Source organism: Rubrivivax sp. JA1026 (genome assembly GCF_011065555.1).
Lineage (GTDB): Bacteria > Pseudomonadota > Gammaproteobacteria > Burkholderiales > Burkholderiaceae_C > Rubrivivax > Rubrivivax benzoatilyticus.
The window spans coordinates 118,237-131,672 of record NZ_JAALCQ010000008.1 but is presented as its reverse complement, the minus strand read 5'-3'; the positions used below and the strand labels follow the sequence as shown (position 1 = coordinate 131,672).

The window sequence follows — 13,436 nt, the reverse complement described above, 5'->3', positions numbered from 1 at the left end:
TCGTCTCGCGCCTGGCCGAGCCCATCGCCGAGGTCTTCCAGCGCGTGCTGCTGGTCTGCGACGCGCAGGGGCTCATCGGCCGGCAGATGTTTGCCATCGACGGCGTCAAGCTGCCCGGCAACGCGAGCAAGCGCCACAGCGGCACGCGCTCGGAACTGGCCCAGCGCGCAAGCAAGATGCTGGACGCAGCGCAGGCGATGCTGCGCCGTCACCAGGCGGCCGACGGCGCCCCGGAGCCGACGCTGCCCGTGCGCGAGCAACGCCACATCGAGACGCTGGCGCACGAGGCCCAGCGCATCACGCGCTTCCTGGCCGAACACCGCCACGACAAGACCGGCGCCAGAGGCGCCGTGCGCAAGAGCAACGTCACCGACAACGACTCGGCCAAGATGGCCACCGACAAGGGCGTCATCCAGGGCTACTGCGGCGTGGCGACGGTGGACGCCGAGCACCAGGTCATCGTCGACGCCCAGGCCCACGGCACGGGCTCGGAGCAGGCGCTGCTGCTGCCGGCGGTGCGCGCCGCGCAGGCGCACATGAGCGCGGACACCGTCGTCACCGCACAACATCGAGAAGTTGGCCAAGGCGGGGTACGGGACGGGGTGAAGGCCCGAAGCGAGGCCCTTCTCCGGGCTCGGGGCGGCTACCGCCGTGATAACCGCCTCGGAGTCGATTTCGGCAGCTTGATCGGAAGAACCGGCTTCGCCAACAAAACGGCGCCTGAAGAGGCGCCGTTTTGTGTTCGGGGCTGCAAAACAGGGTTTTGCTACAGCCTCAACGTTTGACGTGAGGGGCCGCCGCAGCGGCGAAGCCGCGAAGGGAACCCACAAGCGCAGCTTGTGGGCGGTCCCTCTCGACGGAATTGTTAGCCATTTTGGGGCAGCATGTACAGGGGCGCAAAAGATCGGTTTGAAATGCCAATTCTCGCATTTAGTGAAACGGTCGCTGGATGAGGTTTTGCATTATGCGGCGTTTTCTTGCTTGGCATTTCAAGGCAAAACTTTCCTTCGCTTTTATTTGTAATTGTGGGAAGTTCTTTTGTGAATTCATCTGGAAGCAGGATGAGTTTTAGCTTTGAAACCTCTTCAAGGCATTTTTCTACATGGTCGCCAGAGAGATTGGGATGCGATTTGGTTGTGATTTTTGCGTATTTCTTTACGACCGAAGCTAAGCAAGCTGAAGCAAAATATACATTAACCAAGTGATACGGTATGTCTCTGTTGATAGATATGCCGGTGTTTAGGCCGTTGTGTTGTTTGTGAACTTGTGGGTCGGGGCCAAGGACATTTGGGGCAAGAAGCCCCTCCACGAAATACCCAACAATCAGATTGTTCTCCCATGAAAATGAGAACGGTCTAATCCTGCGATGTTGGTGTTTGATGAGATTAATTATTTTTGAAATTTGCTCTCTGTATGACCGTGTGTTGTCTGTGAACTCGCGAGCGGCACGCGTAAAAGCCTTGTCCTTGCCTCCATCCTTGAATAGAGACTTTATTATTGACTGGCATGACTCGATGAAATTCGCGCAGTAGAAAAGAAAGCTAAACACCTCGATTCTTATGGCGTCAATTTTCTCGTCTTCGATATGGCGTGTGATTCGAATATTTTCAACTTCGCAGTTAACTCTCGTAGCGAGGCGATGGGCGCACTCTATTACATCATTGAAGGTTAGCAAGAAAAGGTCGCCTGGGTGGCTAAGGTTGTGGTCTTCATGAAATACAGCTGAATCCTCTATCGAAGTGAGGATTGATAGTGCCTCTGGAAAATATCCAGTAATTTTCGCAGGAAGTTCGTATTTCATGATGTCGTCGTTCATGGCTATTGTTATATGCAGCAACCAGACGCCGCATAACATATCCAACGCTCGCGTAACAAGCACCTCGGACGAAGGCTCAAGTTCTTGTCGCGCTTGAGATTTCCGTCGCCGAGCGCCCCTCTCCGCAGGCGTAAAAATGACGCCGAAAGCGGCGTCGGTTACAGATGAGTCTGAGCCGCCCCACGTCCGCCGCCAAGCCCACCGCCCGCCTTCGGGGGGAAGCCCACCACCCCCGAGCGAACAGCCCCAGCACCGCCCTGCCGCGGGCGCCGGGTGGCCGGTGGAGTGAGTATCAGGAGGAGGCTCGGCTTGCCGGGCCGGGGGACATGAACGGAACCGGCCACCCGGCGACCGCGGCACGCGCCGATGCGTGCATGCCCGCAAGACCTAGGCCAAAACGCCGATCACCCACGCAGCCAGAGCTGCTCCAGCCCCGGGAAACGCCAGGCCTCCGGTGGCTCGATGCCGGCGACGGCGTCCTCGCAGCGCGGGTCGGACAGGTCGAGATCGAAGGGCTCGATCGCATGGCGTTCGTCGACCGAATAGAAGACCCGCACACGCGGCGTCAGCAGCGAGGCCCCGCGGCCGACGACGACCGCCAGGCGCTCGGACTTCAGCCGCAGCAGCGTGCCGGTCGGATAGATGCCGACCGCCTTGACGAAGTGCTGCACGATCACCGCGTCGAACTCGCGCGGCGACTGCGCCAGATGGCGCATCGCCAGCCCCGGGTCCCAAGGTGCGCGATAGGGGCGGCGCGAGGTCACGGCGTCGTAGGCGTCGCAGACTGCGGCCATGCGCGCGAAGGCCGGGATGGCCTCGCCGCGCAGCCGGTCGGGGTAGCCGCTGCCGTCCAGGCGCTCGTGGTGGTGGCGCACGGCGTCCAGCACGCTGCGCGGCACGCCCTCCAGGCGCGACAGCAGCGCGTGGCCGATCTCGGCGTGGCGGCGCATCAGCGCCAGCTCGTCGCCTTGCAGCCGCGCCGGGCGCGTCAGCAGCTCCGACGGCAGCCGCGCCTTGCCGATGTCCAGCAGCAGCCCGGCGAGCGCGGCTTCGCGCAGCTGCGGTGTCTGCAGCCCCATCTGCCGGCCCAGCGCGACCATCAGCGCCGACACCGCCAGCGCGTGCAGGTACAGGTACTCGTCGGCGGCCTTCAGCCGGGCGACGGCGACGAGCAGCGTCGGCTCGTACTCGACCGAGTCGACGATCTCGTCGACCAGATGCTCGCAGGCCTCGGTGGCCACCGCGCGCCCCAGGCGCACGCTGTCGTGCAGCGAACGCAGCGGCGCCAGGCTGCGCCGGCACAGCGCCGCGGCCTGCACGTAGTCGCGGCCGACACGCGGCGGCTGCGGCGGCGGCGCGGGCTCCGGCGTCGCGTCGGGCAGCGGCTCGTCGACCGGCACCAGCGCCGGCAGCACGTCGACGCCGCGCTCCAGGTCGATCAGCACGCGTTCGACGCCGCTGCTGCGCAGCTTGGCGACGTCCTCGGCCTCGCGCAGCGCGAAACGCGTGCGCCAGAACGGGTGGTCGATCCACGAGCCGCAGATCTTGTGCACGAACATGCCGACACGCAGGTCGGCGACCGCGATCTCCTTGAGCACCGCCGGCGCGCTCCTCAGGCCGCGGGCAGCGCCGCCGGCGCCAGGCCCTGCAGCCGGCGCTGGTGCATGCGCAGCAGCAGCGCCTCGTAGTCGCGCGTGTAGCGCTCGGTGTCGAACAGCGCCAGGCCGGCACGCCGCGCATCCAGATGGCAGCGCAGCGCCTGCAGGCGCTCGGGCGAGCGGCCGAGTTCGACGGCCGTGCGCACGTAGGCCTCGGCGTCGGCGCAGGCCAGTTCGGGCAGGCCGCAGGCGGCGACGAGGCTGGCGGCGACACGCGAGGCGAAGGTTTCGCCCGGCACCGTCAGCACCGGCACCGCGGCCCACAAGGCCTCGCTGGCCGTCGTGTGCGCGTTGTAGGGCCAGGTATCGAGGAACAGATCGGCGGCGCGCAGCCGCGCGATGTGCTGGTCGACCGGCAGACGTTCGGCGAAGACCACACGTTCGGCGCCGATGCCGAGCGCCTCCAGCGCGGCCAGCAGCCGGCGCTGGCCGTCGGCGTTCCAGGCCAGCAGCCACAGCACCGCTTGCGGCAGCTCGTGCAGCACGCGCGCCCACAGCGCCAGCATCTCGGGCGTGATCTTGTAGCTCTGGTTGAAGCAGCACAGCACCAGCGCGTCCTCGGGCAGGCCGAGACCGGCACGCGGCGGCGCCGGCGGCAGCGCGCGGCGGTCGTCGTTGGGCTGGTAGCAGTGCGGCATCTGGGCGATGCACTCGCTGTAGTCCTCGGCGTGCGCCAGCGGCGTGACGATCGGGTCGCCGATGACGTAGTCCAGGAAGTCGGCGCCGGTGCTGCCCGGGTAGCCGAGATAGGACACCTGCACCGGCGCCGGCCGGTGCGCGAACACCGTCATGCGCGTGCCGCGCGTGTGGCCCTTGAGGTCGACGCCGATGTCCACGCCGTCGCGGCGCATGCGTGCGGCGACCTCGGCGTCGCACATGCTCGCGACGTCGACGACGTGGTCGCAAGCGGCCAGCAGGCGCTGCTGCAGCGCGCTGCCGTCGGCGGCGCTGTGGGTGTAGGCGAAGACCTCGAAACGCTCGCGGTCGCGGCTCTCGAGCAGGCCGACCATCAACAGCGCCGTGGCGTGGTTGTGGAAGTCGGAGGACAGGTAGCCGACACGCACGCGCCCCGGACGGCGCACGCCCGGCGGCGGCAGAGAAGGGCTGACGCCCTGCAGCAGGTGGCGCGTGTGCAACGCGCCGGCCCGGCGTTGCTGGGCACGGCTGCTGGGCAGCGCCAGCAGCGAGAACGGCGAAATCTCGCCGCCGCGCTCGACACTGGCGCCGTCGAGCAGCGCGAGCAGCGCCGCGCCGTCGCGCTCCAGTTCGCTCCAGTCGCAGCTCTGCTGGCTGGAGCTGACGAGCAGCGGCAGCGCCAGCGGCGCGATGTCACCATCGTGGTCGACCGACAGCGCGGTACGGAAACAGATCGAAGCCTGGCTCTCGGCGCCCAGGCGCTTGAAGGCCAGCCCCAGGCGGTAGTGCAGCAGCGCGTCGCCCGGGCTCAGCATGCTGGCCTGGATCAGCCGGGTGATCGCCTCCTGCGGCCGCTGCGCCAACAGCAGCGCGCTGCCGAGTGCCGACAGCAGCTCGGACGTCGCCGGCGCCGCCGCGAGCGCAGATTCCAGCACCTCGGCGGCCTCGACATGGCGGTGGCGGCGCGTCAGGCACTCGGCGAGCAACATCGCCCCCAGGGTGTCGCCGGGCTTCAGCGCCAGCGCGCGGCGCGCTGCGGCGACCGCGCTGTCGAGCTTGCCCAGCTGCAGCTGCGTGCGTGCCAGATACAGCCAGGCGGCGTTGGCCCCAGGAGCCGCCTGCACGGCGCGCTGGAAGCCCCGTTCGGCCTCGCCCCAGCGGCCGGCGCCAACGGCCGCGACGCTGGCGCGCCAGTTCGTGTCGTACCGGTCGTTGCGGCGAACATCCTGCAGCGCCATGCGCCTGCTCCTCGACGAAGAGCCGTGCCGGCCGCGGCCGGTGGACGGCAAGAGGGCCGGCCGGCGATGCCGGTCGGCCCTGGTGATGCGTGCGGCGGCGGCGCGCCGCACGTCAGGCTCAGTTCAGCAGCGACAGGGCGAGCTGCGACATGCTGCCGCTCTGCTTGAGCATCGAGGTGCCGGCCTGCAGCAGCAGCTGACGCGAGGTCATGTTGGCGGTCTCGCTGGCGTAGTCGACGTCCATGATGCGGCTCTTGGCGGCCTGCGTGTTGGTGCTCATGTTCGACAGGTTGTTGTAGACGTGGTCGAGGCGGTTGGACGCCGCGCCCAGCGCCGAGCGCACGGTGCCGACGTCGGCGAGCGCCGTGTCCAGCTTCGTGATCGTCGCGTTGGCGGAGGCGGTCAGCTCGGTGCCGACCGTCGTCGCGTCAGCGGTGGTCATGAAGGTCGTGGCGGCCAGACCCAGGCTGCCGTCGTCGGCGGTCAGCTCGGCCAGCGCTTCGGAGACGTTGACGGTCATCGTTTCAGCGGCGCTGGCGCCGATCTGGAACGTGACGCCGGCGCCCTTGCCCAGCGTGCTCGTGCCGCCGGTGACGGCCGCGGCGTCGGCACCGACGCCGAACAGCTTCTGGCCGCCGAACGAGGTGTTCTTGATGATGTTGGTCAGTTCACGGCCCAGCGCGTCGTATTCCGACTGCATCGCGGTCTTGTCGTCGGCGGTCGACGAGCCGTTGGCGGCTTCGGTCGCCAGGTCCTTCATGCGCAGCAGGATGCTGGTCGTCTCGGCGAACGCGCCTTCGGCGGTCTGCATCATCGAGATGCCGTTCTGCGTGTTCTTCTGGGCGACGGCCATGCCGCGCGTCTGGGCGTCGAGGCGGGTGGCGATCTGCAGGCCCGCGGCGTCGTCCATCGCAGAGTTGATGCGATAGCCGGTGCCCAGCTTGGACATCGACGAGGCCAGCGAACGCTGGGTGTTGCCGACGGAGTTCTGCGTGGACAGAGACGCGGCGTTGGTGTGAAGGCTCAGCATGACGGTGCTCCGGTGGGGTGGTGATCCGAGAGCGTTGCGCCTCGGTCTCGTCACCACAGGGCGACAGGCCGCCGAATTTCTTAAGCGGCGCATGCACGCCATCGCTTATTCACTCAGCGAATGAGGGTCGGCGAATCTATTCGTTCGTGCGCTCCGCCCGAAGGGTCACCATCGGCAGCGTGAACTTCCAGCAACTCCGCGCCGTCCGCGAAGCCGTCCGGCAACGCTTCAACCTCACCTCGGTCGCCGAGGTGCTGCACACCTCGCAGCCCGGCGTCAGCCGCCAGGTGCGCGAGCTCGAGGACGAGCTCGGCGTCGACCTCTTCGTGCGCGTCGGCAAGCGCCTGACCGGGCTCACCGAGCCGGGCAAGGTGGCGCTGCCGATCATCGAGCGCCTGCTCGCCGAGGCCGACAACCTCAGGCGCGCCGGCGCCGACTTCGCACGCGCCGGCAGCGGCACGCTGACGGTGGCGGCGACGCACTCGCAGGCCCGCTACGCGCTGCCGCCGGTGGTGCGCGACTTCCTGGCCGCCAACCCGCAGGTCACGCTGCACCTGAACCAGGGTTCGCCGCGCCAGATCGCGCGCTGGCTGATCGACGGCGAGGCCGACATCGGCGTCGCCACCGAGGCGCTGGCCGACTACGAGGAGCTCGTCGCCCTGCCCTGCTACCGCTGGAGCCACGTCGTCGTCGTGCCGCAAGGCCACGCGCTGGCCGACGAGGACCGGCGCGGCGAGCGCCTGACGCTCGAACGCCTGGCGCAGTTCCCGCTGGTCACCTACGAACCCGGCTACACCGGCCGGCGCCACATCGACGAAGCCTTCGAGCGCGAAGGCCTCGCCCGCGAGATCGTGCTCGCGGCGATGGACGCCGACGTCGTGAAGACCTATGTCGAGCTCGGCCTGGGCGTCGGCATCATCGCCTCGATCGCCTACGACCCGGCGCGCGACCAGGGCCTGCACGCGATCGACGTGCGCCATCTCTTCGAGGTCAACACGACGCGGCTGGCGGTGCGCCGCGGCACCTACCTGCGCGACTACGCCTACGACTTCATCCAGACCTTCGCGTCGCCGCTGTCGCGCGGCCTCGTCGACCGGGCGCTGGCCACGCCGCACGGCCAGCCGCTGGAGCTGTCGCCCGAGCCGCCGCCGCCCAACGCCTGGCGCAGCGCGCCGGCCGACGCCGTCACCGGCGGCTGAACGGCCGCCACCGCCGCGGCGGCGTCACTCGCCGCGGGCGTGCGCCTCGTGGATCGCGGCGGCCTTGGCTTCCATCTCGCGGCGCATCGCGCGGCGCATCTCGGCCGCGGCGTGGCGGCGCTTCTGGTCGGGCGTGCGCGGCTCCAGCGCCGGCACGGCCACCGGCTGGCCACCGTCGTCGACCGCGACCATCGTGAAGAAGCAGCTGTTGACGTGGCGCACGACGCCGGCGCGGATGTCCTCGGCCAGCACCTTGATGCCGATCTCCATCGACGAGCGGCCGGTGTGGTTGACCGAGGCGAGGAAGGTGACGAGTTCACCGACCTGGATCGGCTGGCGGAACATCACCTGGTCGACGCTCAGCGTGACGACGTAGCGCCCGGCGTAGCGCGCGGCGCAGGCGTAGGCCACCTGGTCGAGGTGGCGCAGGATGACCCCGCCGTGCACCTTGCCCGAGAAGTTGGCGGTGTCCGGGGTCATCAGCACCGTCATCTGCAGTTCATGGGCGGGCAAGGCGATCGTCACGGGGTCCTCGGTGAAAGTCTGCGGCGGCACGCACCGCCGCGGACGATCATGCCAGCGCGGCCTCGATGTCGGCTTGCGCCTGCTCGAAGCCGCGTGCGGCGGCCTCGGGGCCCATGTTCAGGCCTTCGGCGTAGACGAAACGCACATCGGTCATGCCGAGGAAGCCGAGCACCGACTTCAGGTACGGCACCTGCGAGTCGGCCGGCGTGTCGCGGTAGATGCCGCCGCGGGCCAGCGCGACGATGACCTTCTTGCCCTTCACCAGGCCCTCGGGGCCGGTGGCCGTGTAGCGGAAGGTGATGCCGGCACGGGCCACGGCGTCGATCCAGTTCTTGAACTGCACCGGCACGCCGAAGTTGTACATCGGCACGCCGAGCACGATCACGTCATGGGCCTGCAGTTCGGCGACGGCGGCGTCGGCCACGGCCACCCGTGCGGCCTGCTCCGGCGTGCGCGCCTCGGCCGGCGTGAACAGCGCGCCGAGCGCCGCTTCGTCGAGCACCGGCAGCGGGTCGGCGGCCAGGTCGCGAACGGTCAGTTCGGCATCCAGGTGCGAAGCACGCAGGCGGGCGACGACGTCGTGGGCGACACGGGTCGAGTTGGCGCCTTCACGGCGGGCGCTGGCATTGATCTGGAGGATCTTCATCGTGCAGTCCTGTAGGGAAGTCGGGCCGGCGGCGCCGTTCGATCGATTTGCACACACTCCTTGAGCGGCGATCGCGAGAGACGCTTTCGGTATGGCAGCCATTCTGGGCGCCTCGCGCGGTTGCGCCGTTCGCCTGCCTCGACGCCTCTGTTGCAACTTTTTGAATGGATCGCAGACCCGTCCGGCACTGTCGACGATTCGTTCATCGAATATCCCGATAATGCTCTCGGAGAATCTCGCAGCGGGCCTCTCGGATATCAAGATAAAGGGTTTACCCTGATACAGTCGCGAGCCTTTTTACCCGGCCTCCGCGAGGGCTCGCATGTCTGCTTCCACCGATCAATTCGCCAACCCTGCGCCGCTCGGCCTGATGGGCTTCGGCATGACCACCGTCCTGCTCAACATCCACAACGCGGGCTTCTTCCCGATGAGCGCCATGGTGCTCGCCATGGGCCTGTGCTACGGCGGCGCCGCGCAGATCGTCGCCGGCATCCTGGAGTTCCGCAAAGGCAACACCTTCGGCCTCACCGCCTTCGTCAGCTACGGCTTCTTCTGGCTCTCGCTGGTCGCCCTGATCGTGCTGCCCAAGCTCGGCTGGGCCGATGCCACGCCCGAGGGCTACATGGGCTGGTACCTGGTGATGTGGGGCGTGTTCACGGCCTGGATGTGGGTCGGCACCTGGCGCAGCAACCGCGCGCTGCAGTTCGTCTTCGGCAGCCTGACGCTGCTGTTCGCGCTGCTCGCCGCGCGCGACTTCACGGGCTCGACGCTGATCGGCACGATCGCCGGCTTCGAGGGCATCGTCTGCGGCCTCTCGGCGATCTACCTGGCGATGGCCGAGGTGCTCCACGCGCAGTATCACCGGAGTATCCTGCCGATCGGCGCGTGAAAATCTCCGAACCCCGCCGATGAATATCCCGGGAGCGCCGCGGAATATTCAAAGCGACGCCCCCGGAGAAAAGCCGGGCGCGCGTGAAATCGCGCTCCGGCCTTCGGCAGGCGTGCAAGGCCTTCCGGCCCTGCATGTCCGGCCTCAGCCGTCGCGCGTGAAATCGCGCTCCGGCCTTCGGCAGGCGTGCAAGGCCTTCCGGCTTTGCACGTCCGGCCCCAGCCGTCGCGCGTGAAATCGCGCTCCGGCCTTCGGCAGGCGTGCAGGGCCTTCCGGCCCTGCACGTCCGGCCTCAGAACTCCAGGTTGTCGATGAGGCGGGTCGCGCCGAGTCGCGCGGCGGCCAGCGCCACCAGCGGCGCACCGGCGGACAGCGCCGCGGCGTCGGGCGGCAGCAGCGTCTCGCGCCGACGCACCGTCAGGTAGTCCGGCGCCCAGCCGCGCTCGCGCAGCGCGGCGGCGGCAGCGGCTTCGGCGGCGGCCAGCGCCGCCGGGTCGGCCGCACGGCGTGCAGCCCCGGCCAGCGAATGCAGCGCCGCGGCCAGCGCCGGCGCCTCGGCACGTTCGGCCTCGTTCAGGTAGCCGTTGCGCGAGCTCAGCGCCAGGCCGTCGGCGGCACGCACCGTCTCGCCGGCGACGACCTGCGTCGGCAGCGCGAACTGGCGCGCCATCGCGTCGATGACACGCCACTGCTGGTAGTCCTTGCGGCCGAAGACCGCGACCGCCGGCTGCACGATGCCGAAGAGCTTCATCACGACGGTGCAGACGCCGCCGAAGAAGCCCGGCCGGAACTCGCCTTCGAGGATGTCGGCCAGCGCCGCCGGCGGTGCCACGCGGTAGACCTGGGGCTCGGGATAGAGCTCGGCCTCGTCGGGCGCGAACAGCAGGTCGCAGCCGGCACCGGCCAGCAGCTCGGCGTCGCGCGCCAGCGTGCGTGGATAACGGTCGAAGTCCTCGTGCGGCAGGAACTGCAGCCGGTTGACGAAGACGCTGGCCACGACCGGGCCGCCCAGCGTCGCCGCCTGGCGCACCAGCGCGAGGTGGCCGTCGTGCAGGTTGCCCATCGTCGGCACGAAGGCCGTGCGCGTCTGGCCGGCGAGCGCGGCGCGCAGCTCGGCGATGGTGTGGATCGTCTTCATCGGGGACTCAGTAGCCGTGCTGCACGGGGTCGGGGAAACGCCGGGCCTTGACCTCGGCGACGTAGGCGGCGGCGGCGTCCTGCACGCTGCGCGTGTGCTCGCCGTCGCGGCTGAAGTCGTGCACGAAACGCGGGCGGCGGCCCGGCGTCCAGCCCAGCATGTCGTGCAGCACCAGCACCTGGCCGTGGGTGTCGGGCCCGGCGCCGATGCCGATCGTGATCAGCCCGGGCGCGGCGGCACGCACCTGGCGCGCGACGGCCGACGGCACCAGCTCCAGCACCAGCATCGCCGCACCGGCCTCGGCCATCGCCCGGGCCTCGGCGACCAGCGTCTCGGCGCCCGCGGCATCGCGGCCCTGGACACGGAAGCCGCCCAGCGCGTGCACCCGCTGCGGCGTCAGCCCCAGGTGGGCGCAGACCGGGATGCCGCGGTCGACGAGGAAACGCACCGTCTCGACCATCGGCCCGCCGCCTTCGAGCTTGACCATCTGCGCGCCGGCACGCATCAGCGTGATCGCCGACGCCAGCGCCTGCTGCGGCGAGGCTTCGTAGCTGCCGAACGGCAGGTCGCCGATCAGCCAGGCCGAGGACAGCCCGCGCGCCACGCATTCGGTGTGATACGCCATGTGGCCCAGGTCCACCGGCAGCGTGCTGGAGCGGCCCTGGACGACGTTGCCCAGCGAGTCGCCGACGAGCACGACGTCGACGCCGGCGGCGTCGACCAGGCGGGCGAGCGTGGCCTCGTAGCAGGTCAGCATCGCGATCGGCTCGTCGCGCGCGGCCATCTCGCGCAGGCGCACGAGATTCAGGCGCGGGCGCGAAGCCCCGGCGGGGGTGTCGGTGACGTGGACGCTCATGGCGTGGGCGGCCCGCGGGGGGCGGCGGTGTCGGAACGGGCGCGATTATGGGTGCGCGCCGCACCGGCCCGCGCGCCGCAGGGCCACGCCCGGCGCTACAAGCCGCCGAGCACCTGGCCGAGCAGGATCTTGCCGATCATCGCCGCCGGGTAGACCAGCGCGTAACCCTGGGCGACGCGGCTGTCGTGGCCGGTGCGGCCGTTGGCAAACGCCAGCACCGCCGGCTGCGTCTGGGTGCCGGCCAGCACCCCGGCCAGCCGCGTGTTGCCCATGCCGAAGACGCGCCGCATCAGGATCGTGATGCCCAGCGCGGTCGTCGCCGTGACCATCAGCCCGAGCACCAGCAGGTCGATCCAGGCGCCCGACGCGAAGGCCGCGCCGAGCTGGCCGCCGGCCTTGGTGCCGGCCTGGGCCAGGAAGATCAGCAGCCCGAGCTCGGCCAGCGCCTGGGCCGCCGAATGCGGCAGCGTCGTGACGATGGGCCCGATGCGGCACAGCTGCCCGAAGACCAGCCCCAGCACCAGCGTGCCGGCGGCCGAGCCGATCGAGAACTCGGCGCCCGGCACCGGGAAGACGAACTTGCCCAGCAGGATGCCGGCGGCCATGCCCAGGCCGAGCGCGATCGGGTTGATGTCCGACAGCCCGCGCTCGGAGTCGCCGAGGAAGGCCGACACCGCCGCGATCTGCTCGCGCGGCGCGATGACCCGCACGCGGTCGCCGGGCTGCAGCACCAGGTCGTCGTTGGCCAGCATGTCGACGTCGCCGCGGCGCACGCGCGTCACGGTGGCGCCGAAGCGCCGCATCAGCCCCAGCCCGGCGATCGTGTTGCCGGCGAGTTGGGTGTTGGACAGCGTGATGCGGCGGAAGTCGAGTTCGCTGCGGTCGGCGTGCAGCGTGTGCGACGAGGCGTGGCCGAGCTCGGCCGCCACGCGGGCGACGATGTCCTCGGGGCCGACGACGGTGACCAGGTCGTTGCGGCGCAGCACGTCCGCGTCGCCCGGGGCCTGCGTCGGGAAGCGGCTGCCGCCGTGCTTGACGCGCGAGAAGCGCACGCGGCCCCCGTGGCGGCGCTCGATCTCGCCGATGCGCGGCTCGTCGCCGGTCTCCACGCGCACCGTGCAGTTGACCAGCGGCGCCGGCGCGTCGCGGTCGTTGGCGCGGCCACGCAGCGCCAGCTGGGCCGCCAGCAGCATGCCGATGACGCCGAAGACGTAGGTCACGGCGTAGCCGATCGTCGGCAGCGGGCTGTTGCCCGAGGCCTCGCGCGCGGCGGCCAGCGCCGGGGTGTTGGTCACCGCGCCGGCGAAGGCGCCGGCCACCAGCGCCGGGTCCAGCCCCAGCAGCCGGCCGCCGAGCACGGCCACCAATGCCGCCGTCGTCAGCACGCCGACGGTGGCCAGGATCGGCCAGATGCCGCGCCTGAGAGAAGCGAAGAAGCCCGGCCCCGACATCACACCGATGGCGAAGGTGAACAGCGTCAGCCCCAGCGTGCCCAGCGCCTCGGGCACGACGAACTCGTGGCCGCGCGACTTGGCCCCGGCGCTGGCGGCGATCGCCAGGAACAGCACCGCGGCGGCGCCCAGCGAGACGCCGGCAATCTTGAAGTGGCCGGCCAGCGCGCCGAAGCCGACGAGCAGGAACAGCAGCAGGATCTCCTGCCGGGCGAGATAGGCGAGCACGACATCCATGGGCATCGGGTCCGGAACTGCAGGGAGACGGAGGCGAGAGCAAGGTCCGCGCCGGATGATGCACGACCCTGCGCGTCGGCACGACGACAGGTGACACGGCGGCCGGGCTCGGTCACA

Annotated in this window: 12 protein-coding genes; 3 read left to right on the top strand and 9 right to left on the bottom strand. The window is 69.6% G+C overall.

Features of this window, described 5'->3' with window-relative positions; genetic code table 11:
- The first annotated feature begins 44 nt into the window (after window positions 1–44).
- On the top strand, window positions 45–785 hold the full coding sequence (locus tag G5B56_RS14355) for a hypothetical protein (RefSeq protein WP_240920823.1): 741 nt from the start codon (window positions 45–47) through the stop codon (window positions 783–785).
- A gap of 80 nt (window positions 786–865) precedes the next feature.
- Here the strand turns inward: G5B56_RS14355 and G5B56_RS14350 are convergent, their stop codons facing one another.
- The 4 genes from G5B56_RS14350 to G5B56_RS14335 all read right to left on the bottom strand — a co-directional run bounded on the left by G5B56_RS14350 (window position 866) and on the right by G5B56_RS14335 (window position 6,378).
- Window positions 866–1,816 (bottom strand): hypothetical protein, encoded by a 951-nt coding sequence (locus G5B56_RS14350; RefSeq protein WP_164963647.1) that lies wholly within the window; start codon window positions 1,814–1,816, stop codon window positions 866–868.
- Window positions 1,817–2,220: 404 nt separating this feature from the next.
- Window positions 2,221–3,414: an HD-GYP domain-containing protein gene (locus G5B56_RS14345; protein ID WP_164963646.1), complete on the bottom strand. Its 1,194-nt coding sequence runs from the start codon at window positions 3,412–3,414 to the stop codon at window positions 2,221–2,223.
- 14 nt (window positions 3,415–3,428) lie between these two features.
- Complete coding sequence (locus G5B56_RS14340) at window positions 3,429–5,348, bottom strand: tetratricopeptide repeat protein (protein ID WP_164963645.1); 1,920 nt, start codon at window positions 5,346–5,348, stop codon at window positions 3,429–3,431.
- Window positions 5,349–5,466: 118 nt separating this feature from the next.
- A complete protein-coding gene (locus G5B56_RS14335; protein WP_164963644.1) occupies window positions 5,467–6,378 on the bottom strand; it encodes a flagellin in 912 nt (303 codons plus the stop codon).
- A 179-nt stretch (window positions 6,379–6,557) separates the two neighbouring features.
- Here G5B56_RS14335 and G5B56_RS14330 point away from each other — a divergent pair, with 179 nt between their 5' ends.
- The gene (locus G5B56_RS14330; protein ID WP_164963643.1) at window positions 6,558–7,577 is read left to right on the top strand and encodes a CysB family HTH-type transcriptional regulator; all 1,020 of its coding nucleotides are present in this window, start codon (window positions 6,558–6,560) and stop codon (window positions 7,575–7,577) included.
- 24 nt (window positions 7,578–7,601) lie between these two features.
- On the opposite strand, the gene G5B56_RS14325 is transcribed toward G5B56_RS14330, so the two are convergent.
- Both G5B56_RS14325 and G5B56_RS14320 read right to left on the bottom strand, forming a co-directional pair.
- Window positions 7,602–8,096: an acyl-CoA thioesterase gene (locus G5B56_RS14325; protein ID WP_029718892.1), complete on the bottom strand. Its 495-nt coding sequence runs from the start codon at window positions 8,094–8,096 to the stop codon at window positions 7,602–7,604.
- A 52-nt stretch (window positions 8,097–8,148) separates the two neighbouring features.
- Window positions 8,149–8,748 (bottom strand): FMN-dependent NADH-azoreductase, encoded by a 600-nt coding sequence (locus G5B56_RS14320; RefSeq protein ID WP_164963642.1) that lies wholly within the window; start codon window positions 8,746–8,748, stop codon window positions 8,149–8,151.
- A gap of 322 nt (window positions 8,749–9,070) precedes the next feature.
- Between G5B56_RS14320 and G5B56_RS14315 the strand changes: the two genes are divergently transcribed.
- Window positions 9,071–9,637 (top strand): acetate uptake transporter, encoded by a 567-nt coding sequence (locus G5B56_RS14315; protein ID WP_164963641.1) that lies wholly within the window; start codon window positions 9,071–9,073, stop codon window positions 9,635–9,637.
- A gap of 292 nt (window positions 9,638–9,929) precedes the next feature.
- Here the strand turns inward: G5B56_RS14315 and panC are convergent, their stop codons facing one another.
- The 3 genes from panC to G5B56_RS14300 form a co-directional block, all read right to left on the bottom strand.
- Entirely contained in the window at window positions 9,930–10,775 is an 846-nt protein-coding gene (panC, locus tag G5B56_RS14310; RefSeq protein ID WP_164963640.1) for a pantoate--beta-alanine ligase, read from the bottom strand.
- 7 nt (window positions 10,776–10,782) lie between these two features.
- Window positions 10,783–11,631 carry a 3-methyl-2-oxobutanoate hydroxymethyltransferase gene (gene panB / locus G5B56_RS14305; RefSeq protein ID WP_164963639.1) on the bottom strand — a complete coding sequence of 283 codons (849 nt, stop codon included), beginning with the start codon at window positions 11,629–11,631 and terminating at the stop codon, window positions 10,783–10,785.
- A gap of 95 nt (window positions 11,632–11,726) precedes the next feature.
- Window positions 11,727–13,319: an aspartate:alanine exchanger family transporter gene (locus tag G5B56_RS14300; protein ID WP_164963638.1), complete on the bottom strand. Its 1,593-nt coding sequence runs from the start codon at window positions 13,317–13,319 to the stop codon at window positions 11,727–11,729.
- Window positions 13,320–13,436: the final 117 nt, after the last annotated feature.

Excerpts from the sequence above, each read along its gene's own strand:
- panC (WP_164963640.1), bottom strand. The coding sequence starts at position 10,775 with ATGAAGACGATCCACACCATCGCCGAGCTGCGCGCCGCGCTCGCCGGC.
- G5B56_RS14340 (WP_164963645.1), bottom strand. The coding sequence starts at position 5,348 with ATGGCGCTGCAGGATGTTCGCCGCAACGACCGGTACGACACGAACTGG.
- G5B56_RS14350 (WP_164963647.1), bottom strand. The coding sequence starts at position 1,816 with ATGAACGACGACATCATGAAATACGAACTTCCTGCGAAAATTACTGGA.
- G5B56_RS14320 (WP_164963642.1), bottom strand. The coding sequence starts at position 8,748 with ATGAAGATCCTCCAGATCAATGCCAGCGCCCGCCGTGAAGGCGCCAAC.
- G5B56_RS14315 (WP_164963641.1), top strand. The coding sequence starts at position 9,071 with ATGTCTGCTTCCACCGATCAATTCGCCAACCCTGCGCCGCTCGGCCTG.
- G5B56_RS14335 (WP_164963644.1), bottom strand. The coding sequence starts at position 6,378 with ATGCTGAGCCTTCACACCAACGCCGCGTCTCTGTCCACGCAGAACTCC.
- G5B56_RS14300 (WP_164963638.1), bottom strand. The coding sequence starts at position 13,319 with ATGGATGTCGTGCTCGCCTATCTCGCCCGGCAGGAGATCCTGCTGCTG.
- panB (WP_164963639.1), bottom strand. The coding sequence starts at position 11,631 with ATGAGCGTCCACGTCACCGACACCCCCGCCGGGGCTTCGCGCCCGCGC.